The organism is Halorientalis litorea, from assembly GCF_023028225.1.
In the GTDB taxonomy this organism is placed as follows: domain Archaea; phylum Halobacteriota; class Halobacteria; order Halobacteriales; family Haloarculaceae; genus Halorientalis; species Halorientalis litorea.
This window is the reverse complement of record NZ_CP095482.1, coordinates 628,630-649,816: the sequence shown is the minus strand read 5'-3', so window position 1 is coordinate 649,816 and position 21,187 is coordinate 628,630. Positions and strand designations below refer to the sequence as shown.

General features: G+C 59.8%; 18 protein-coding genes and 4 pseudogenes. 7 read left to right on the top strand and 15 right to left on the bottom strand.

The annotated features are described in order from the left end of the window. Positions 1 to 22: 22 nt before the first annotated feature. The 5 genes and pseudogenes from MUG95_RS03570 to MUG95_RS03550 form a co-directional block, all read right to left on the bottom strand. The gene (locus tag MUG95_RS03570; protein WP_247009702.1) at positions 23 to 925 is read right to left on the bottom strand and encodes an alkaline phosphatase family protein; all 903 of its coding nucleotides are present in this window, start codon (positions 923 to 925) and stop codon (positions 23 to 25) included. A gap of 46 nt (positions 926 to 971) precedes the next feature. Then, on the bottom strand, positions 972 to 2,066 hold the full coding sequence (locus tag MUG95_RS03565; RefSeq protein ID WP_247009701.1) for a glycosyltransferase family 4 protein: 1,095 nt from the start codon (positions 2,064 to 2,066) through the stop codon (positions 972 to 974). Between the two features lie 12 nt (positions 2,067 to 2,078). Beyond that, positions 2,079 to 3,149, bottom strand: coding sequence for a Gfo/Idh/MocA family protein (locus MUG95_RS03560; protein WP_247009700.1), 1,071 nt, complete (start codon positions 3,147 to 3,149; stop codon positions 2,079 to 2,081). Positions 3,150 to 3,241: 92 nt separating this feature from the next. Further along, on the bottom strand, positions 3,242 to 3,688 hold the full coding sequence (locus tag MUG95_RS03555) for a DUF1616 domain-containing protein (RefSeq protein ID WP_247009699.1): 447 nt from the start codon (positions 3,686 to 3,688) through the stop codon (positions 3,242 to 3,244). A gap of 76 nt (positions 3,689 to 3,764) precedes the next feature. After that, positions 3,765 to 4,381: pseudogene (locus tag MUG95_RS03550) on the bottom strand (IS6 family transposase). Between the two features lie 1,036 nt (positions 4,382 to 5,417). Between MUG95_RS03550 and MUG95_RS17010 the strand changes: the two are divergent. Beyond that, positions 5,418 to 6,104 (top strand): annotated as a pseudogene (locus tag MUG95_RS17010) (glycosyltransferase). On the opposite strand, the gene MUG95_RS03545 reads toward MUG95_RS17010, so the two are convergent. Genes MUG95_RS03545 through MUG95_RS03535 form a run of 3 tightly spaced genes read right to left on the bottom strand, consistent with a single transcriptional unit; the run spans position 6,010 to position 9,225 of the window. Beyond that, positions 6,010 to 7,236, bottom strand: coding sequence for an ABC transporter permease (locus MUG95_RS03545; RefSeq protein ID WP_247009698.1), 1,227 nt, complete (start codon positions 7,234 to 7,236; stop codon positions 6,010 to 6,012). The pseudogene MUG95_RS17010 and the gene MUG95_RS03545 sit on opposite strands and share 95 nt — an antisense overlap. Continuing rightward, entirely contained in the window at positions 7,233 to 8,468 is a 1,236-nt protein-coding gene (locus MUG95_RS03540) for an FtsX-like permease family protein (protein WP_247009697.1), read from the bottom strand. Before MUG95_RS03540 ends, MUG95_RS03545 begins: the two co-directional genes overlap by 4 nt. Further along, positions 8,461 to 9,225 carry an ABC transporter ATP-binding protein gene (locus MUG95_RS03535; RefSeq protein ID WP_372608192.1) on the bottom strand — a complete coding sequence of 255 codons (765 nt, stop codon included), beginning with the start codon at positions 9,223 to 9,225 and terminating at the stop codon, positions 8,461 to 8,463. Before MUG95_RS03535 ends, MUG95_RS03540 begins: the two co-directional genes overlap by 8 nt. A gap of 1,112 nt (positions 9,226 to 10,337) precedes the next feature. Between MUG95_RS03535 and MUG95_RS03530 the strand changes: the two genes are divergently transcribed. Continuing rightward, positions 10,338 to 11,675, top strand: a complete 1,338-nt coding sequence (locus MUG95_RS03530) for a cytochrome P450 (protein WP_247009695.1) — start codon at positions 10,338 to 10,340, stop codon at positions 11,673 to 11,675. Between the two features lie 296 nt (positions 11,676 to 11,971). On the opposite strand, the gene MUG95_RS03525 is transcribed toward MUG95_RS03530, so the two are convergent. From MUG95_RS03525 to proC, 3 genes are read right to left on the bottom strand one after another with little or no spacing between them, the layout of a single operon-like run. Continuing rightward, on the bottom strand, positions 11,972 to 13,303 hold the full coding sequence (locus MUG95_RS03525; RefSeq protein WP_247009694.1) for a glutamate-5-semialdehyde dehydrogenase: 1,332 nt from the start codon (positions 13,301 to 13,303) through the stop codon (positions 11,972 to 11,974). Then, complete coding sequence (gene proB / locus MUG95_RS03520; RefSeq protein ID WP_247009693.1) at positions 13,296 to 14,147, bottom strand: glutamate 5-kinase; 852 nt, start codon at positions 14,145 to 14,147, stop codon at positions 13,296 to 13,298. The genes MUG95_RS03525 and proB overlap by 8 nt, the downstream gene beginning before the upstream one ends. After that, positions 14,140 to 14,916 (bottom strand): pyrroline-5-carboxylate reductase, encoded by a 777-nt coding sequence (gene proC, locus MUG95_RS03515; RefSeq protein ID WP_247009692.1) that lies wholly within the window; start codon positions 14,914 to 14,916, stop codon positions 14,140 to 14,142. The genes proB and proC overlap by 8 nt, the downstream gene beginning before the upstream one ends. A 298-nt stretch (positions 14,917 to 15,214) precedes the next feature. Between proC and MUG95_RS03510 the strand changes: the two genes are divergently transcribed. The 4 genes and pseudogenes from MUG95_RS03510 to MUG95_RS17120 all read left to right on the top strand — a co-directional run. Beyond that, a complete protein-coding gene (locus MUG95_RS03510; RefSeq protein WP_247009691.1) occupies positions 15,215 to 15,361 on the top strand; it encodes a hypothetical protein in 147 nt (48 codons plus the stop codon). Then, complete coding sequence (locus MUG95_RS03505; protein ID WP_247009690.1) at positions 15,358 to 15,849, top strand: ribonuclease H family protein; 492 nt, start codon at positions 15,358 to 15,360, stop codon at positions 15,847 to 15,849. Before MUG95_RS03510 ends, MUG95_RS03505 begins: the two co-directional genes overlap by 4 nt. Continuing rightward, positions 15,800 to 16,051 carry a hypothetical protein gene (locus tag MUG95_RS03500; RefSeq protein WP_372608183.1) on the top strand — a complete coding sequence of 84 codons (252 nt, stop codon included), beginning with the start codon at positions 15,800 to 15,802 and terminating at the stop codon, positions 16,049 to 16,051. The genes MUG95_RS03505 and MUG95_RS03500 overlap by 50 nt, the downstream gene beginning before the upstream one ends. A gap of 257 nt (positions 16,052 to 16,308) precedes the next feature. Continuing rightward, positions 16,309 to 16,416: pseudogene (locus tag MUG95_RS17120) on the top strand (LURP-one-related/scramblase family protein); the annotation flags it as partial. Positions 16,417 to 16,520: 104 nt separating this feature from the next. On the opposite strand, the gene MUG95_RS03495 reads toward MUG95_RS17120, so the two are convergent. The 3 genes and pseudogenes from MUG95_RS03495 to MUG95_RS03485 form a co-directional block, all read right to left on the bottom strand. Then, complete coding sequence (locus MUG95_RS03495; protein ID WP_247009688.1) at positions 16,521 to 16,694, bottom strand: hypothetical protein; 174 nt, start codon at positions 16,692 to 16,694, stop codon at positions 16,521 to 16,523. 424 nt (positions 16,695 to 17,118) lie between these two features. Next, positions 17,119 to 18,888 (bottom strand): L-aspartate oxidase, encoded by a 1,770-nt coding sequence (locus tag MUG95_RS03490; protein WP_308219597.1) that lies wholly within the window; start codon positions 18,886 to 18,888, stop codon positions 17,119 to 17,121. Positions 18,889 to 19,332: 444 nt separating this feature from the next. Further along, positions 19,333 to 19,422: pseudogene (locus MUG95_RS03485) on the bottom strand (IS6 family transposase); the annotation flags it as partial. Positions 19,423 to 19,611: 189 nt separating this feature from the next. Between MUG95_RS03485 and MUG95_RS03480 the strand changes: the two are divergent. After that, positions 19,612 to 20,547 (top strand): SDR family oxidoreductase, encoded by a 936-nt coding sequence (locus tag MUG95_RS03480; protein ID WP_247009686.1) that lies wholly within the window; start codon positions 19,612 to 19,614, stop codon positions 20,545 to 20,547. Here MUG95_RS03480 and MUG95_RS03475 read toward each other — a convergent pair whose 3' ends face one another. Continuing rightward, positions 20,548 to 21,186, bottom strand: a complete 639-nt coding sequence (locus MUG95_RS03475; RefSeq protein WP_247009685.1) for an alpha/beta hydrolase — start codon at positions 21,184 to 21,186, stop codon at positions 20,548 to 20,550. Position 21,187: the final 1 nt, after the last annotated feature.

The window sequence follows — 21,187 nt, the reverse complement described above, 5'->3', positions numbered from 1 at the left end:
CTGTAATGTGAATCAATTCAAACTACTCCGCATAACCGAGTTGTCGGAGCCTCGATTCGACTATCTCTTGATCAACATCGTCGGTTTCTGTTTCGGGGTCTTCGGCAATGATGCGACGACGTGGGCCAGACTCATATTCTAGCCACGGGACAGATACAAGTTCGTCGATGTAGTTCCCGCTCCAGTGACCGTAGTCACGAACTGGAAGCGGAGATAGATGTTCTCCAATGACTTGGCCGTGATCCGCCGTTACAACTGTCTTTCCATCAAGCTCCTCCATTATTTCCTGAACGTGTGGGAGGGTCAGTTCAAGATTCTCTTCAAACGCCTGCCAGTATACATCTTGAGGGACGTTTGGCTTTGCAGCATCTTCAGCACCGAAGAGCGAACCCAAATCCGAATGTTTCTCGGCAGTCGGACCCAGAAACGGTCGATGAGGCTGCATGTAATGCACCACGAGTCGCTTATTATTGTATTGCTCTGAGTATTCTAAAGCGTACTCTGTCAGCGTTTCTGGCCGAACCGTTCCAACCTTTTCATCCCACCCAATATCTTGCCAGATGTTCAATACATCATGTAGTTTAGCGTTTATTTCGTCTTCGTTATAATACAGCTGCGGATTTGCGGTAATGTACACTGTATCACGGAGGTCACGGTTCTTGAAATTCCCATGAAGAAATTCTTTCGTCCCTGTCCCCCGTGACTGCTTCTTTGATAACTTGCCGGGGAGAGTGTTCATTTCGGAAAATATATCGTAGCGACACGAGTCAAGAATTAAGAGATTATCCCAATCTTCATCGAATACGTCCACGCCACTCGTGTTGAAATCTTTGAAAAATAATCGTTGATGATAGAGTCTGTTGATCTCGCGTGCAGCAACAATCGGGTTTGATAACAAATAACGTATATTTTCGAGGATACTCATCTGCTTATACCTGTCTTGTTAATTTGGGCCATTGTACGTTGCGATATCAATTCGATCTATCCAGAAGGTCGGTGACAAGTGTTTGAAGAGTTTCTTTCTGGTATTCTGACGAAAAGTACTGTTTGTTCTCCCATCTATTTGTGGGCGTTTCGTTAATAATTGCCTCAGCCATGCTGTCAACGTCATCGTAGGTAGTTCCAGTCACAAATTCAACATCTCCAGCATCTCGAGCAACAACTGGGACCCCACAACTTAACGCCTCAAGAACTACGAGAGGAATTCCTTCAAACGGTGATGGATGAATATATATGTCTGCTGCTTTATAATATTGATCAATTCGGCGGTAATCCACATATCCTTCAACGCGAACCGTATCATCATCGTATTTTTCCCGAAAGTGATCTGCGTACGAACCCTGTCCAACTATAACAAACTGTACATTACGATTTGCTGTTACTTGATCAACTACTTCTTCAAAGAACGGCATTCCTTTTCGTTTGATGAACTTACCAACATATAGAATAATAGTTCTGTTAGTTGGAAAATCAAGTTTTTGCTTATAGTTTTGTTTATTATCAGGAGGACTAAATCGCCCTTCTGTATCAGGAGACGGAGGTAAAATAGTGATATTTTCCTCTGGTTGTCCGTGCCGTCGTAATTCGGATTTTCCAAAGGGACCGAGTGCGATAGTGTGATCTGATAGCCGAATGGGGATTCGACCGATATAGTTGTGGAGAAAATATACATGTGGTCGAAGGACGAACTTCGCTCCTTTGTAGGCGTTGAAATGATCGCCTGTATACCGGGTGAGAATAGGAAGATCAACTCGTTGACCCGCTAATGAAACGCCAGCTCCGTGTGTCGTGAAATTCCGAAGTTGGATGAGTGCGTCCGGGTTTTGATTTTTTATATACTCTAGACACTCGCGATACGTCGCTAAAACTTTCAAGTACGGAGTTCTGTACTCTTGAGTACTGGTTTTGTATTGCGTGAAGTACTCTGTGGCTGATTCTGGAAGGTTAGCACTCCCGAACACATCAACCTCAAAGTCTTGTAGGTGTTCACCCCACGATATGAGCTGTTTTTCTATGTATTGTGACGTCGTATCGTGAGCTGACCCAATATATATTCCAACCGTCATTCTGAGCAGAAATCAGGCATCACGAATTTGTTCCATAAGCCGTATCGTCCATCTTGCCTGTTCAATTGAGACGGGAGAACCTTTGCCCTCTTCGATAGCCTTTGCTGTTTCATTGAACAGGTAATAGTGGGCTCCCATCGCGTCTTCGCGGTGCGAATCAAACTTATTATCGTAAATTTCCTTTCCAAAATTCATAGCATTCTTTGCAAGACTACCAATGATGCGCGTTGAGTCATTTACTGCATTAAACGCGAGGTTTTTTGGATCGCGGCCGGCACTGTTGGTACTTCTTTCAATGACAGTCATCGAAAGAATATCAATTAAAAGAGATTTTTTTGTGCCGTGAACGAAAACCCGCTGGTTTTCTGGTGTTTCAGCCAAGACTTTAATACTACAAAGAGAATTGCCTTCAGTTATATATTGGACCTGGGCTCCATCGTATTCAATTCCTGCGGGGTATTCACGAACGGCCCGTTTAACCACACCAATGGATTTCTCGTCTCGGGGAAACCCGCCGAATAGCAATGTTAGGTACAATGGGTGGGGAAGACCCTCTTCTAACTCGCCTCCTGGAAGATCAAATACCCAATCGCCTCGAGGAGTTTCATCCGGTACACCTTCTGCAGTATAAATAGTATCTATACCACGGATTTCACCAATTTCACCATCTGAAATGCGTTCACTAACCTCCCTAACCGTCGGATTGAATACCTGGTTGTGGACTGGAGTCAGCAAAACATCATTTTCCTCAGATAGGGCCGCCAGCTGATCTAGTTCATCGACAGTTAGAGTTATTGGTTTTTGAATGAGAACAGGAATTCCAGCATTTATTACAGTTGTGGCTATCTCTACGTGAGTCTGGACGGGCGTACATATATGCACCCAATCAAGGTGTTCGTTCTCGAGGAGTTCCTCAACATCATAATAAGCGCGAATTTCATGTTCGCGTGCCGCTGAATCTGCCCGTGACTGATTCATATCACACACAGCGACCAAATCAACGCGAGGATTCCGGTTCAAGTTGGGCAAATGACCATTCGTCGCGACGACACCGGCACCAATTACTGCCGTCCGGAGAACCATGTGGTGTCCGATAATACATGCAGATTAAAAAGTATCGTTCTTGAAGTCCAACAGAGATATCTACGGATGACTTGAGACTGGCTTTTGACTCATTATTCCCTCACACTCACAAGCAGGCGTAGATCCCGGTACGGTTCATGTCCTACATCGACCTCGCTTTTATACAAATTTAAATTAAGACGATACATTCCTGGCTGGGTCGGTGCCTGAATTGTGATGTTCTTTCGAATCTCATCGTTATATTCTACTCGAACTGTCTGGGTTTCAATGACAGTATCGTTCCACGCGGCTGTGAGTGTGTAAGAGTGACTCTCTGTCTCGTAGTTTGAAATGCCGATCGCCAATGATGTTGTACTTCCGGGAGAAACCTCTGTGGGATAATCTGATGCATCTCCTTCTGGTCCGACCACATAGAATTTAGTGTATTCCCGGCCTGCATCGTTCGGGGCTGGAAATGCAATGATTAATATGAATGATGCTGCCGAAATAACAAGTGCAACCGCAAATACGCGTGTCAATAACAGTCGAATATTTTTCATATGGCGAGAGTCACTCAGTCTAAAGAGGCTATACGATCCACATTCAAAAGCATTCGTGCACTCGCTTTGGTAGTGTTCAGATTAGCTGATTCCATGCGAAGGCGAATGCTTCGATCCAGTCGTCGGCAGTTTCTCGCTCGGCGTTGCTGAAACAGTTTGAGAACGAAGACGTGCGCCGTTTTACTTCACGAAAGACACGTTTGACGCTGTTCCGATTCCGTGGCGTTCGTATCTGAAATCGAGGCCGTGTCGCTGGCAAGCGTCTTTCAGTGAGGCGGTGCCGTCAACGAGAACCACGGCGTCATCAACGGCGTGTTTCTCGCGGAGTTCGGCGAAAAACGCATGAGCGAGAGCGTTCGTTCTGGTCGGTTCAAGCTTTGTGTGGAGTAATTCGTTCGTGTCAGGATCGACGGCGGCGTACAGCCAGTAGCGTTCGTCGTCAAGTTGGATCACGGCCTCGTCGACCGCGACGTGATCCGGATCGCGTCCGTCTTGGGGCTGTAGATCGGCCTTGTGGACCCAGTTGTGTACGGTAGAGCGAGCGCGTTGGACACCAAATACCTCAAGAAACGAAACAGTATTCGCAAGCGAACGTCCAGCCAAATGTAGCTGAATACTGAGTTTCATCAGCAGTCGCGGTGCCGCTTCTCGCTCCTGGTCTAAACAGCCGTTGAGGTGCTCGTTTTTTGGCATAGAGCACTAAAAACCGTTCCCGCCTCACTTCTCAAGCTTATCTGAACACCGCCGCTGCAGATGGCGTCTAGCTCCTTAGGTACGTGCCCGACAATGAACTCCTCCGGATGTGTTCGTCAGTTGATGGGACCTTTTTACTTCAAACTACGAGGGATTCGGATCCGTCTTTATCGAATCACTTGCCGCGGGCACGCAGTGGTTGTGACGCCCATCGTCGGCATTCCCGACGTCACCGAGGACGGAGAAAGCGGGCCCATCTGTAAACCGACCCCGGATTTACTGGCCGCATGTATCGAGACGTGGCCGCCGACCCGGAGTGCTTGGCGTCTATGTCCCGGGCGGCGCGGGCAGTCGTAGAGAATCGCGACTGGACTGATGTCGCTGATTGTGTCGGGACCGTCTACGAGCGGGTCTGCGACGGTGACACCCCATCCTAAACCAACGCCGGCAGATACATCCGCCACCGACACCCTGCCAACAAGTCCACACAAATAGATCCCACCCGATGGAATCGGAACACACGACTATCGAAATCGCTTATTTGTACAACCCAGTCTATCTCTGAGAGAGGCCACCCTCGGGATGCACCATTGAGATGGGCTTGTCCGGAACGCAAGGGCAGGATATTCAAGGCGTGTGCGATCCGTACGAACTCTACACTGGCGGCTGGCGTGCCATCCTGCCGGTCCTCAAATTGCGAATCACCTCACACCGCACCTCCTCAGCGAGGACTACCACGTCGTTGACTGCAAGCTGTTCCCCCCCCTATTACCCCGTGTTCATCAGCAAATTCCACGGACTCACGACCGACACGTCGCTGATCGTCACCTGGTCGGAGGTTTGGAACAACTGCTGGTATAAGTACCTTGGCTGGAAGGGGGTGTTCGGCAAAATATAGAAAAATGACAATAAGCACGCCTGACACTATCATTCCGATTTTGCCGTTCATCCGTGACAACCGCGTGGATGTGGGTCGGACAAGCTGGATGGACACCGTCGAAAACGCCAGCGATTACCAGTGATTCTCTGACATCTCGTGGCGGACCGCAACTGGGACGTGATCTACGTCGGCCGCCTGTCCGAAAATAATAACGTGGTGTGGTTTCTTAAGACCGTCACTACGGCAAAAAAGCAGATTGGTAGGCCAGTCAAGATGTGCATCGTTGGCGATGGCCCCGAGCGGGAACATCTCGAACGACTCGTGGCCGACCGGTGACTCAAGGACGTCGGGTTCCGGGCGTTCGTTGAGGTTAACGAGGATATCGTTGGCTATCTCAAGGCTGCGACGGTGTTCGCACTCCACTTGATTCGCGAATGGTTCCCGAATACCATTCTCGAAGCCAACGCCTGTGGCGTCCCCAGCATCGTTGTTGATGACCTAGATAACGGGCCGACCGCGGCCGTTGACGACGGTGACAATGGCTTCGCCGTTAGCCCGGACCCCGACGCAATCGCCACGCCGCTCGTGGATAGTCTAATCAACGACGAATTTCGGGTGCGAGTTGAAGCCGGTGCGCGTCATCACGACGGGGCCCACGACTGGAGCCAATTCAACTCTTGCAGGCTAAGTCCATCCCCTCAAGAAGCGAGCCACTCCTGTGGCGAGCGAGTAGGGTGGAGTCATTCACTCATCCAGCTGTCAATTGGCTTAACGTCGAACTCCGGTAGAGATACACCGCAGGGCCGATACCTGCGAGCAAGCCGATTACTATGGCGATACTGAACCCGAAAGCTATTAACGATGGTGAAAGGACAGCCAAGCCTTCGAATCCAGTCACAGCATTCGCAGCGGCGTTGGCGGCGTAGATTCCCGGTACAGAGAGAATCGCCCCGACGAGACCGCCGAATAGGGCAATCAAAAACGAGCGAACGACAACGACACCAACGAGTGTGCTGGGCATAACACCGGTGGCTTGGGCAGCCGCAAACTCTTGTTTCTGCTGGAAGATCATCGATAACAAGAGATTCAACGTCAATGCAACCCCGGCAATAATCGCTAGGGCGATGAGACTAATACCGCTGGCGATGACGACGGCTTTGTCTTGCAGGATGGTCCGCAGTTGCTCGCGGTTGGTCCGGACCTCGTAGTCGGGGTAGACGCGTTCGAGTTCGGCCGCCGTCTGCTCCGGGTCGACGCCGTCGGCGAGGCGAACCGAGATGAACGTCGCGCGGTCGCTGGCCGTCTTGCCGGTCACTGTCTGGAGTTCGCTGTGGGGCATCGTCAGCGTCGGCGCGCCCACGAACTCCGAGTACGTGTTCGTGATGCCGACGACGGTGAACTCGTGTTGGCGGGCGGTGGCTATCGTCCCGCCGACGTGGAGGGTGTCGCCGACGGAGACGTTGAAGAGGGTGGCGGTGCGCCTATCGATGGCGATTTCGTGTGTCATCGGCCCGTCGTAGCTTCCGCCTGCGTAGTGGTGGGACCGGTTCACCTCCCGACCGGCGACGATACTGACCGAGCCCCCGCGTGCGGGGCCGCCGACGCCTGCGACGGTTTCGAACGACGACTGGTTCGGGCTGGCGTACACCGTCTGGAACATGAGCGGAACGGCCGTGGCGACATCGTCTCGGCTTTCGAGCCCGACCGCCACGTCGTGCGAGTCGACGATACCGCTCCGGACGCCGCCGACGGACCCCGGTTGGAACTCGATGGTGCCGCCAGTGATCCACAGGTCACGCCCGGCGGAGTCGAACTTCGCCTGGCCGAAGTCGATGACGCCCACGCCGACGCTCAACAGCAGAATCGTCCCCAGCACGGCGACGGCGATGCCGATGGCGGCGATAATCGTCCGTCGTCGGTCGTATCGCAACTGGGCGACGGCGATGCCGACAACCGCCCGGAGCCGTCCCATCATCGTGCCAGCACCTCCAGGATGTCCGTCCGTCGGCTCAGGACGACGGGGTAGACCATCCCCAGCACGCCGATGAGGAGCGTCACGCCGAGAGCGTACCCGAGCAAGAGCGGGTCGAAGCGCGCGACGGTCTCCAGTCCGAGACGCGGGGCGACGAGGGCGTTCAGGCCGACGATGCCGAGGACGCCGAGGCCACTCCCGACGACGCCGCCGAGCAACGACGTGGTGACGGACTCGACGGCGACGAGGGTCATCCGGCGGCGTGCCGGGTAGCCGAGCGCGCCGAGGACGGCGAGTTGTTGCTCGCTCGCGCTCACTTCGAGCCCCATCAGCGTCGCGACGAAGAGGACGCCGACCATCGACCCGATGAGGAGCGCGGCCGCGGCGACGGCCAGCGGGAGGTTCGACAGCGAGGCATTCTGTGCCGACAGGCCGTTCCGCGTGACGACGGTGGTCCGTGGGTAGAGGCCGGCAATCGTCGACCGAACGCTCGGGTCGTTCGTGGTCACCAGTATCTGGTCGGCGTGGTCACCCTCGGCCCCGCCGGTCAGCGTCTGGAGTTCGCTCAGGTGGAGCAACACCACGGGTGCGGTACTCGGGCCGAACCCGATGCCGCCGGCCGTGACGTTGCGCACGGTCAGCGTCTGGTTCGGCCCCGTCCGAGGTGTCCGAACGTCGTCGCCGACGGACGCGTTCAGGACGCTCGCTGCGGCGTCGTTCAGCACGGCGTCGCCCGTCCAGGACCCGTTGTAACTCCCGTTCGCGTAGTAGGGGTCCCCGGGTGAGAGGCTGCCCGTCGGCATCCCCGAGAACTGGCCGCCGCCGGCTTCCGGGACGATGCCGACGGCCATGACGTACTCGCGTTCGTCGGTGGTTCGGTCGGTGGCGGGGAACAGTTCGAGTAACACCGGCGTCGCGTACTGGACCCGGTCGTCGGCTCGGATGCGGGCCGTCGTCGAGTGGGCGTCGCCGAGTTGGACGCTCCCCGTCGAGACGGCCACCGTCGAGACGGTGCTCTGTTCGGGGACGACCCAGTAGTCGACGCCCTCGCTCTGGACCACCGATTCGGAGGCCAACCCGAGCGAGACGCCGGTGACGGTTATCATCAGCCCCACCGCCAGCGCGACGCCGAGGACGCTCAGGAGGAGGCGGCCGGGGGCGGTCGCGAGCCGTCCACGCAGCCGTCGGAGTGCCAGCCCGAAGACCGCGATCAATCGTGTGATGCCGCTACGCATGCGAATCGTGAATCAACTGCCCGTCGTGGAGCTGTATCTGTCTGGAGGTCCTGTCGAGTGCTTGCTGGTCGTGGGACGCGACGATGACCGTCCGTTCCTCGGCGACCTCCGCCAGCACGTTCAGCACGCGCTCGCTCGTCTTCGAGTCGAGTTCGCCGGTCGGTTCGTCCGCGACGACGAGGTCCGGCTCCGTCGCGAGCGCGCGAGCGATGGCGACGCGTTGCTGTTCGCCGCCGCTGAGCGCGCCGGGGCGGTGGTCGGCCCGGTCGGGGAGGCCGACCTTGTCGAGGAGGTCGTGCGCACGGCTCCGACGTTTCGCCTTCGACCAGCCGAGTTCGACCAGCGGCAGGGCGACGTTCGAGACTGCCGGGAGGGCCGGCAGTAGATGGAACCGCTGGAACACGATGCCGACCCGGTCCCGGCGGACGCGGGCGCGTTCGCGTTCGTTCAGGTCCGTCACGTCTTCACCGGCCAGTTCGACACGGCCTGCTGTCGGTGCGTCGAGCGCGGCCACGATGTGGAGGAGTGTCGTCTTCCCGCTCCCGCTCGGCCCGGCGAGGCCGACGAACTCGCCTTGCCCGACGAACAGCGAGACGTCGTCGACGGCACGCACCACGGGGGCGTCGGACCGACTGAACGGACCGCCACCGGACCCGCGGGTGTACTCCCGGACGACGGAGTCGAGGGCGACGACGGGGACCGCCCGCGCTGCGGCGTCTCCGTCCGCGTTGCGAGATTGCGTCACTGTGTCATCTATGCGTTCTGACGGGAGTATATCTCTTTGGGACTGCCGGCCCGAGCAGGTACCGAACTCGCCCACGTTGTCTCATGCTGCATTTCGGCCTTCAACGACTCAAGGGTCTGTCTGAAACCCGCTTCATCTGTACGGCCGTGGTGAATCGCCAGACGTAGCTTGATTTCATGGTTTCAGCGACTGCTTGATGTTGTGAACGGCACACATCAAGTTGACATCCTCCTCCGCGTGAACGCGGAGGAATCCCGAGCGGTGGGAGTTTCAGGTTCGCAGTCCAATCACCGGACTACCAGACCTTTCGGGGACGGGTAGTCCCACAACATCGGACTGGTGGGCTGCTGGCGGTGCCAAACCGCCGTTACCCCTATCCTCGACCGTGTAGGGCGTCCCGGTGTTGTTTTGGCCACGGGGACGCCAGCAGGCGTCAGCGGACTCGGGGGTATCGTATCGCGTGCTTTGAGCAGTCAGCACGTTGGCACGCCCTTCGAAGATGTGGCGTTCACCGCCTGCTCTTCCGGATACTGCCTCGTTACGAGGGCGGACAGGCCGCCTCCGTAGGACGGTTCGGAATCCGCTCCGTTCCGACCGATTCCTACCCTATAGTACGGCGGCCTGTCAGTTAAACGCCGGTATTCTGAAACTCAAGAGAAGGCGTCGAACGCGGATGTTCTCCCAAGTTGACGGCGCATATCCACGGCCTGAAGGCCGTGGTATTGCGCCTGCTCAGCCTATAAGTTCACGAAATTCACCGTACCAAGTTCGCGCACGCACGGCGTCGCCTCGCTCACCAACAGCATTTTTAGCTAACTGAACGGCCCTACTCGTGAAGCGGGAAATTTTCGACATAGGCATCGACAGTTTCCCGCTTCATTCCACTAGTTCTAACTGTCGAAACCGACGCTGTCCAGCGATTCACCAGAGCCGATGAATCAGATGTAGTCGAGTCATGCGCAGTGGCTGTCGACAGTGAACTGTTTTCGATTCGCTACTCGACTCGCGTATTGACTGAGCCTCTCCTGCCGCTGCCTGCAGTCACGTCCGTAACGGGAACGGGTGCGTCGTCTGTCTCGCCGCCTGCGGGCGAAGATTTTTGAGGATTTCGTCAAAGGACAGGTGTGAGCAAGCAAGCGCACAGTCCCCCGGGGCTCCCTGTCGTCGGGAGCGTCACGAAATTGGCACAGGACCCGCTCCGGTATCTCTCCGGCGTGCAGGAGGCATACGGTGGGCAGTATCCACTGGTTAGACTCGATCCGCCGGGTGGGCAGTCAGTGTCGGTCGTACTCGACGCGTCGCTTGTCCACGACATTCTCTCGGATCGCGACCGGTTCGCACGCCCGGGGACTGGAGCGGATCAGCAACGCCGACAGGGGCTGCTCACCAGTGCCGGCACGCTCTGGGAGCAACAGCGGTCGGTGCTGGACCCCGAGTTCGTCGGGCCCCGGCTGTCCGAGTACGCCGAAATTGCGGCCGACACCGTCGGAGCGATGCTCGCTGGGTGGCCGGCGGACGGACGGATAGATCTGGTGTCGGAGCTGTCGACCATGACGATGCGGGTGATCACCCGGACACTGTTCAGCCAAGACACGACGCGCGAACAGAGTCGGACAGTCGAGGAGGCCTTATCAGCGGTCGCCGACGAGTTCGAACCCGAAGTCACGGACTTCCTGTTACCCGACCGACTCCAGCCCGGCCCCTCGGCGGCGTTCGAGGCGGCAAACGAGACGCTCGATACGGTCGCACAGGGATTCGTCGACGACCACATCGACGCCGAGGACCCGCCACAAGACATGATTACGGCACTCATGGAGGCCAAACGTGACCCGGAAGTCGAACTCTCGGAGAACGAGTTGATCGACGAGGCCGTGCTGTTTATGACCGCCGGGCAGGAGACCACAGCACTCACAGTCACGTACGCGTTCCACTGGCTGTCGGCCCATCCCGAGGCGCGTCGGCGTGTCACCGAAGAGGCTCGACAGACCCTGCACGGCGACCCCCCGAGCTGGGAGACGCTCTCTGAGTTGACCTACACTGAGAAGGTCGTTCGGGAGACGCTCCGACTCACCCCCGCAGCGTGGAATATCACGCGGGTGGCCCGCGAACCGACGACTGTTGCTGGCGTCGACATCCCCGCCGACGAACCGTTGCTCCTGTGCACGTACGCTCACCATCGCGACGGCCGTGTGTGGGACGCACCCAAGACGTTCGATCCGGACCGCTGGGGCGAAACCGCGAGTCGAGCCGACGAGTCGTACTTCCCGTTCGGTGCCGGTCCGCGGGTGTGCATCGGGCGCCAAATCGCGCTCACCGAAGCGCAATTCGCGCTCGCACACGTTCTGCAACAGTACGATGTCGAAACCGTCCCCGACTCCCTGTCGTTCCAACCCGGTGTAACCCTCAGGCCCGAGGGCTCCGTCGATGCACACGTGTGCGAGCGGTCCCCGAGAGGCGGCTGACGTCCGCCACTCGCGAACGGTCTGGTACTCGTGCGACTCCCACGCGGCCGAGTAGAACGCCGGTCCACTCGTGTCGGCTCCGCAGTACCGGCCGGTCGCGGTACCCTTCGCCTCGACTTCACATGTGACTGTCCGGTGCCCTCGTCGAAGTAGACGTGGAGCGGACGTGAGCGGACTCGTGAATCAGCGTCCGCGTATGGTCGGCGTCGTTCTGCCGGTCACGCACCGCGACGAGTGGCTGCCTGTCGACGGGGCTCGACTGCCCCGGTCGACTGAGCGGCCCGACAGTATCGCGCTCACTCGCCGGAGAGACGGCCGGGCGTCCACTCTCCATCGAGCGCGTCGTGTGTGAACGGTGTAGCATCTTCGCCGGCGTAGGTCGCCACCAGTTGTCCGTCGCCCTCGAGGTAGTACTTGTAAGTCGTCAGCCCCGCCAAGCCGACCGGGCCGCGGGCGTGTATCTTCCCGGTCGAGATGCCGACTTCGGCACCGAGACCGTAGCGATAACCGTCGGCGAAGCGTGTCGACGCGTTGTGGAAGACGCTCGCGGCGTCGATACTGGTCATGAACGTCTCTGCGTGGTCGGTGTCGTCGGTGATTATGGATTCGGTGTGTTTCGAGCCGTGAGCGTTGATGTGTGTCACCGCCTCGTAGACATCGTCGACGACCCGAATAGAGAGCTCTAGGTCGCCGTACTCGGTCTCCCAGTCGTCGTCGGTCGCCACGCCGACATCGACAATCTCGCGGGTCGCCGCGTCGCCGCGGAGGTCGACACCCGCGTCCTCGTATCGCTCGACGATGTCGGGGAGGAACGCTTCGGCGACATCGGCATCAACCAGCAGTGTCTCGACGGCGTTACACACCGCCGGGTACTGCACCTTGGCGTCGAAGGCGATGTCTTCGGCCATTTCGAGGTCGGCTGCCGTGTCTACGTAGACGTGACAGACACCCTCCGTGTGGCCGAGGACTGGAATCTGCGTGTTGTTCTGAATGTACGAGACGAACTCCGAGGAGCCACGTGGCATGAGGAGATCGACCGAGTCGTCCATCTCCAGCAGGCGGTCAACTTCCTCGTGGGCTTCGATCAGTTGAATCCAGCCGTCGGGTAGGTCTGACGTGGCATCCCGAATGAGTTCATACAGCACGCGGTTGGACTCACTGGCCTCACTGCCGCCCTTGAGGATGACAGCGTTGCCTGATTTGAGTGCCAGTCCGGCAATCTGGACGAGCGCGTCCGGCCTCGATTCGAAGATGGTCCCGACGACGCCGATGGGGACTGCGACCTTGTAGAGCTCGAGGTCCGCGTCGAGTTCTCGGGCCTCCAAGGTCCTCCCGAGCGGGTCTGACTGTCCGGTGACACTCTCTATCATCTCGGCGATACCTTCGAGTTTCGCGTCGTCGAGTTTCAGCCGGTCGACGAGGGCCTGAGTGTACTCGCCGCGGTCCAACATGGCTTCGGCTTCCGCGACATCGGAGGCGTTCGCGTCGAGAATCGTCTCGGTGTTGTCTCTGACTGCGTCGGCGATGGACGCAAGTGCTGCGTTACGCGTCTCCTCGTCGACGTTTGCGAGCCGTAGTGCCGCCTGCTGTGCGTCTGTGACTTGGGTTTCGGTGTCGTACTCAGTCATCTGTGTCTCCGTTTATCGGGACGAAGACCGTCCCCGTTGATTTGCCAGTGGCAATTCGTTCCAGCACGTCCCGTTCCTGTGACCCCGCGATAATCGCGGGCATTCCGTGCTCACTAACGTCACGGGCCCCTTCGACCTTCGTCTTGATGCCACCGAACTCGGCGACGGTACTTTCGTCGATAAGCGACTGGACGGCGTCGTAGTTGGCTTCGACGGCTTCGATAAGTTCCGCGTCGGGGTCGTCCTTGGGATTGCCAGTGTACACCCCGTCAACGTCGGTCAGAATCACGAGCAGGTCGACATCCATTCCGATAGCGACCGACGCCGACAGCATGTCGTTGTCGCCGATCTGAATCTCCTCAGTCGCGATTGCGTCGTTCTCGTTGATGATCGGGACGATACCCCAATCGGACAGAGTCTCGATGGTGTTGTGAACGTTGGTGAACCGCTCGGGGTTGGTTAGGTCGTGTTCGGTCAGGAGAATCTGAGCGACCGTCTGGTCGTACCGGTCGAAACTCTGGGTGTAGTGGCGCATCAGGTGGCTCTGGCCCACGGTCGAGAGTGCTTGACTCTCTTCGAGTGTCTCGGTCTCCTCGCCGTCGAGCATCCCCTTTCCGGCCCCGATAGCACCGGACGAAACCAGAATGACCTCCTTGCCCCGTTCCCGGAGGTCCATGATATCACCGACCAGTTTGTCGAGTTTCACCCGGTTGAGCCGGGAGGCTTCGTCGGTCAGCGAGTTCGTACCCGCCTTGACGATGACGCGGTCTGCCGTAGCGGCCTGCTCGCGCGCTCGTTGCACCGTCTCGCCGGCGACAGTCCCGGCGGGGGAGTGGTCACTCATCGTTGAACTGGTCGGCCAGTTCGGCGGACCGTCTCTCTGCGGCCGTCACGGCTTCAGCGACCGCCGTGTCGGCGTCACTATCCCACAAAACCTCCATCCCTTCGATGGTCGTCCCGTTCGGCGAACACACCGCATCGATGAGTTCGGAGACGTTGCGCTCGTCCCGGAGCACTGTCTCGGCTGCCCCCTTGAACGTCTGTGCGGCCAGTGTTTCGGCCTGTTCTGGCTCTAACCCCCCGTCGATACCGGCCTGCTTCATCGCGTCGATGAGGTAGAATGCGAAGGCTGGTCCGCTCCCGTTGACTGCCGTCGAGATATCCATATATTCCTCGTCGATTTCGGCGAACTCACCGACCGCGTCGAGCATCTCGCGAACCTCGTCGGTGATGCCCGTCTCGGTGGCGGCGGCGGCCATATCGCCTGTCTCCGCCGCGAGGTTCGGCATGATTCGGACCACCGTCGCGTCTGTCCGCGCTGCGACGTGCTTCCGTGAGACACCCGCGGCGATGGTGACCAACGACTGGTCCGTACGGAGGTCGAGGTCGGCTAGAACCGCGTCGACTACCGTCGGTTTCACCGCTAGCACGACGATGTCCGCCTCTCTGGCCACGGCGATGTCGTCGGTAGTTCTGTCCGCGTCGTCGGCGACCGCCTCGAGCGCGTCCGGGTCGAGGTCGATCGCCGTCACGTCGTATGCTCCGGTTCGGGAGAGGCCACTTACCAACGCCCCGCCCATGTTCCCGCAGCCGACAACGCTCACGTGAGTCATCCTGTGTAAGTCAGGTAGATAGTGAGACATACGACCTGCGATTTCGGTCTCAAGGCACTCACCCTACGTGTGCGACTGAACCCAGCCGAGCACGGGGCTTGTCGGAAGAACCCGGAGCGAGGCCAACCAAGCCTTCGAGGGCGTCGAGCAGTGGAAGCAGGCGAGAAAGGCGTCGAATGCCCCTTGGCTCTGCCCCGAGTCGTACGCTGTGTCCGCAACACCGTCCTGCAGGTTCGCGGTGTATCGGGGTGGCTGGCATCGGGAACAGGTTGGATCTCTTGCAGGCTATCATGAGTGTGTGGGACAGCAGACGCTCGACGGAACGGATACCACTGACCGGTACGAGCGGTCCCGGGAGCTTGTCGACGAAGTACTGCTCGGACAGGAGGCACCACTGGTCAAAGAACCGAACGAGCGGTCGCTGCAGTGGGGAGGTGAACGGTGACCACCCTCGGTTCATCGCTCGTGCTCCGGTTCGACGGAAGCGTTCGGTACGGGCCGCACAACGCCAACCCGCGCGGGGCCGCAATCGGCTACGTAGTAGAAGAAAGGCAGCCACTCGCCGAGGGCTCCCGAGAGCTGTCGGCGTTCGTGTCGAGTACCCACGTCGAACTTCGGGCACTCGTTGCCGGTGCGCAGACGGTCGCAGCGTTGACTGACCACCTACGAGTCAGCGACGTTCACGTGCGCGGCGATGCCGCTGCCGTCATCGATACTGTTGCTCCCTGCGGTGAATCCACTGTCGACGACAGGATATCTCAACGACGTGCCGAGCGCGTCCGCAACGCTCTCGCGCCGGTCCCGCGGGTCACGTATCGCTGTGTGTCTCGACACGAGAACGAGCGCGCACACGAAAAAGAGTCGCACACTTGGCGCGGCATTCGTGCTCTTGCAAGGACTGGTGACTGCACTCTTTCCACAGGTGAGCGTTAGGTTCGTCAAAGAGATAATTGGAAAGAATTTCGACAACGCCTCCGGTCTCGAAGCGAAGCCAGCGTATCTCCGGCAGTTGCGCGCGGTCGGCGTCGGTATGGTCGCTGCGGCCGGGACGGATCTGCTCTTGCAGAGCGTCGAAGAAACGGACGACGAACTGTCCGAGACTGGCACGTCCGACAACGGCGACCGTCGAGACTGACAGAGACGGCGAGTAGCGGATCTACTCACGCCGGCGATTGCGAATCTAAGGCGAATATCGAGGCGATAGTAAGCGCGATACCCCGGCACAGTCGTCTCGGTCCAGCAACCCGACAACCAGTCAGTCGCGGAGCTTTGCTCCGATCAGGCCGGCAACTGCCGCGAACACTGCGATGGTTCCGCCGATCTGTAGCTTCGACATGCGTGTATATCTCAAAACCCCCTCGAATGTCAATACCGGCGTCGTGTTTCTCCCCTGGAAACGTTGTCCTGCGTGGGAAGCAGAAGGTGCTCGAAATAAGAGAGGAGTTCCCGTTCGGTGCTGGCGACGGAAACGAAGTGTTCACCGTCAAAACTGACGGGATTACTATCCCAACTGCGGTCGGGATTCCTCCGCCTTCAGGCGGAGGAGGATGTCAATGCGTCAGTCGGCTTGGACGGAGGCTCTTCGCCGTATTTGAGTCGGGTACTCACACGTCGTCGGCGGCCTCCGAATCGTCCCCGCGCCGCGCAATCACGATGCCGGCGACGAAGAGGACCCCTGCGAGCGCGAGGAGGCCGATGGTGAGGACATTACCGTCTAAGAAGAACGAGCCCCCGGCGAGGAAGGCAGCCGTCGTGTGAAGGATAGCCGTCTGGTTCACACGTTTGTCAGGCGTTAGACGGACTAAAGTGGTGCGGACCAGCGTGCTTCTGTGAATCCACTGGAAGCAGTTCGCGCTGTTCGGTATCGCTTCGGGCCGCGTTTGCCGTCACAGTGACCTCCGGGTGGCCGGTGTACACCTCGACGGTTACAGCCGTCGGCGTGGCGTCGGCCGGTACCGGTCACGACAGGGTATCCTCGACATCACTCCCGACTGGGGTGTCTCACCGCGGTGAGTACGTCGTGGCAGTGACGATACTCGACGAGGGGCCACAGAACTGACAGACGATGTGATACAGTCGGCCCCGGCGTCGAAACGTACGTACTCAGCACGGGGACGGGTCGGGTTTTTGATGTCCGCAGTCGGCCCGCCGCTACGTTGGAACGAGGGAACGATGGCTGCGCCGGTCACAACCTGCACGTCGTTACTCCAGTTGGTGGTAGTCGAGTTCGTGGCCTTCGTCCAGTGCGTCCTGCACGGCTTCACTGGGGCTGTCGACGGGAGCTGTGCTGGTAGTCATTCCGCCGAGGTCAGCCTGCTCGTACTGGATGTTACGACGCCACGTCTCGTCGGTATCTGGGTGGTCCGTCCGGTAGTGGGCACCGCGTGACTCGGTTCGCTCACGTGCCCCTTGGAGAATGGCCTCGGCAGTCGTCAACATGAAGCCGATGTCGACGGCGTACTCGAACGACCGGCTGGTAAGCGGTCCAACGTCTAAGTCGTCAGCCTTCTCGCGGACACGCTGGAGCGCGTCGAGTCCGGCGGTAAGCGACTCCTCGTCACGGAGGAGGCCCGCATGCTCCCACATGATGTCCTGCAGTTCCTCGAAGACGGTATCCACGTCGTACGTCCCGTCGCTACCGGCGAGGCCGGCGAGTCCGGCGATGTGTGGTTCGGCGACCCGCTCGGTCAAGTCGTCCGGAATCGTACCGGCTCCGTCGACTCGGTCGGCGATGCGTTCGCCGGCGACGACACCGTACGCGATAGTTTCGGCAAGCGAGTTGCCACCGAGTCGGTTCGCACCGTGGACACCGGCCATCGTCTCGCCGATGGCGAACAGTCCGTCGACGCCGGTTTCGCCGTGGTCGTCGACGACGACGCCGCCCATTCCGTAGTGAGAGGTCGGAGCCACCTCGACTGGTTCCGCCGCCATGTCGACCCCGAGGTCTTGGAACCGCTCGTACATCCGCGGTAGCCGCTCTTTGATGAACTCGTCGTCGCGGTGGGAGATGTCGAGGTAGACGCCACCGTTCTCAGTGCCTCGTCCCTCGGCGACTTCCTGCGCGATAGCACGGGCAACCACGTCGCGGGCATCGAGTTCCATCTGGTCGGGCGAGTACCGCTCCATGAACCGTTCGCCGTCAGTGTTGAACAACCGACCGCCCTCACCGCGAACGGCTTCCGTAACGAGCCGCCCGCTCCACGGTTCCCACTCGGGGTCGGACTCGTCGACTGCCATCCCGGTGGGGTGGAACTGGACGAACTCCATGTCCATCAGCGTCGCACCAGCGTCGTACGCCAGTGCTGCCCCGTCGCCGTTGTTCTCGTCGTCGCGCGAGGTATGGCGGTTGTAGACGGCCGCGTACCCGCCTGCAGCGAGCACGACAGTTCCGGTGTTGAACAGGACGTACTCGCCGCTGTCCATATCGAAGCCGACGGCACCGTACGTCTGCTCGCCGTCCGAGACGAGCTTCGTTATCATCACGTTCTCTCGGTACGGGACATCGAACGACTGTGCACGGTCGACCAGCGTGTTCAGCAGGGACTCTCCGGTGTGGTCGCCGGCGAAGGCGGTTCGGCGGTATGACTGCGCGCCGAAGAACCGCTGGTCTATTTCGCCGTCGTCGGTCCGGGAGTAGTCCATACCCCACTCGTCGAGTTCACGGAGTCGCTCCGGCATCTGCTTGGCGACAGTCTCGACCTTGCCGGGGTCGTTGACGAAGTGTCCCTCGTTGAGGGTGTCTGCGGCGTGAATCGTCCAGTCGTCCTCCTGGTCGTGGGTGCCGAGGGCACCGTTGATACCGCCGCGGGCCCACGTCGTGTGTGCATCGCCGTGGTTCCGCTTACCGAGGACGAGAACGTCTTCGACGCCACGTTCGGCCAGTTCGATGGCCGTCCGGGCACCAGCGGCACCTGCACCGACTACGAGCACCGAGACGTCGACTTCGTCGTACTCGGGAACGCTCGTCTCCATCGCGTCGTCGTCGTGCCAGTTCACAATTTATAATGGGATTCCAGCCATATGAACCCTTTGCGTGCGCGCGTGCACGCGGGCACGACCGGAGGCTGCTCTACAGGCTATCCACTCCCTGCTTACCGACTCTTTACCGTTCACACAGAACCGCCGAAGTCACCGTCACATACGTAGCCGGTTTCTGGACAGAGAGATGCCTGCCCGTCGAACTGCTGAGATAGACAGAACAGCGTGAAAGTCAGTCCGGGCACAGTCGTCTCGGTGCCAGCAACAGGGTCTCGTCTTGTCGTAGAACGCCACCTGTGTCCGCTGATTCGCGACGACGAACGCACTGGTTCGGTCGATTTTGCCACGGTACCGGCGGTTCGTCGGCACCGAAGCACTATCGGACAGGTGTGATACTCCCGAGGGGAACCCGCCACTGTATAGCTCGACCGGTAGTGTTCAGATTAGCTGATTCCATGCGAAGGCGAACGCTTCAATCCAGTCGTCGGCAGTTCCTCGCTTGGCGTTGCTAAAACAGTTTGACCTCGAACGTCCGCTGCACCCTCGAGGGGGCGACGCTCGTACGTCTTGGGTGCACGCTCTGTCTACGTGCCTCCGCAACGACCCACCGAGGACGAGGGTACGGGTCTAGAGGCCAACTGGACTGTGTTCCGCGACCGAGAGTGGCATTTTGCGGACTCCGAAGGGGACTTTGTTGGGGCACCCGTACAGTATTCCATGGCAGACGACCGACCGGAGGTTGGGGCGGACGTGGCGGACGTGGACTTGTCCGGACAGACAGTTCTGGTGACGGGGTCGACAAGCGGTATCGGGCGCGCGGCGGCACTCGCGTTCGGTCGCCTCGGTGCGGAGGTGCTGGTACACGGGCGCGACGAGGACGCGGGCGCGGCCGTCGTCGCGGAACTCGAAGCGACCGACGCCGACGGCGCGACGTTCTTCGCGGCCGACTTCGCGGACCGCTCGGCGGTCCACCGACTCGCCGAGGAAGTGACCGCCCACACGGACGAACTCGACGTTCTCGCCAACAACGCCGGCGGGTACTTCCCGAACGGCGGCACCACCGAGGACGGTATCGCGTTCACGTTCGGCGTCAACCACCTCGCGCCGTTCGTGCTGACGGCCGACCTCCTCCCGACGCTCGCCGCTGAGGCTCGGGTCGTGACCACGTCTTCGCTCGCCCACAGGCAGGGGGGTATGGACTTCGAGTCACTCCGCACGCCGGAGACGGGACAGGGGTGGGGCGAGTACGCGCAGTCGAAACTGGCGAACGTCCTGTTCACCCGCGAACTCGCGCGCCGTCTCGACGCAGCCGGACGCGACGTAACGGCGAACTGCTTCCATCCCGGGGCGATTCCCGGCAGTGGATTCGTCCGCAACGCGCCGTTCCCGATTCCCACGCTCACCCGGGCACTCTCGGCGGTGCCGGACCCACTCACGCGCCCGTTCGTCACGACGGTGTCGGACGGCGCGGAGACGCTCGTCTATCTCGGCGCGTCCCCCGAACTCGACACCAGCGGCGGCTACTTCACGAACTGTCGGGAACGCCGCCCGTCGCTGGCCGCCCGGGACGAGGAGACGGCCCGACGGCTCTGGGAAGTCAGCGAGGACCTCGCCGGCGTCGAGGTGGACCTCTCACCGGCTATCGAACAGTAATCAGTCCACGAGCGCGCCGACCAGTTCGTCGACGGCGGCGAGTTCGTCCTCGTTGACGCCGTGACCCATCCCCTCGTAGATGCGTTCGTCCACGTCGCCGTCGAGTCGCTCGAGCACCTCGGCGGTCAGGTGGACGCGCTCGACGGGGATGTGCGGGTCCACGTCGCTACACCCGAGGAAGACCGGCGTGCCCTCGACGGACCCCTCGAACGCCTCTGGGTCGACTTCGGACCCGATGAGGCCGCCGCTCAACACCGCGAGGCCGCCGTAGCGGCTGGGGTTCCGGGCGACGAACTCGCTTGCGAGACAGCCGCCTTGGGAGAACCCGAGAACCAGCACGCGCTCCAGCGGAATCCCCGCGTCTGTCGCCGTCTCGACGGCGTCGCGGACGGCCTGTAGTCCCGAGGTTCGGCCCGGCTCGTTCGTCGCCACGTCGGCGAGGAAGGAGTTCGGGTACCACTCGTTGCGGGCCGCCTGCGGTGCGAGGTAGGCGACGCCCTCGTGATGGAACTCCCCGCCCATCTCGACGATGCTCCGGGCCGTCGCGCCCCGCCCGTGGACCATCACGACGGCGGCCGCGGCGTCGGCCACGTCCGCCCCGGCGGTCACGAGCGGTTCGTCTTGGTGTGGGCCGTCCACG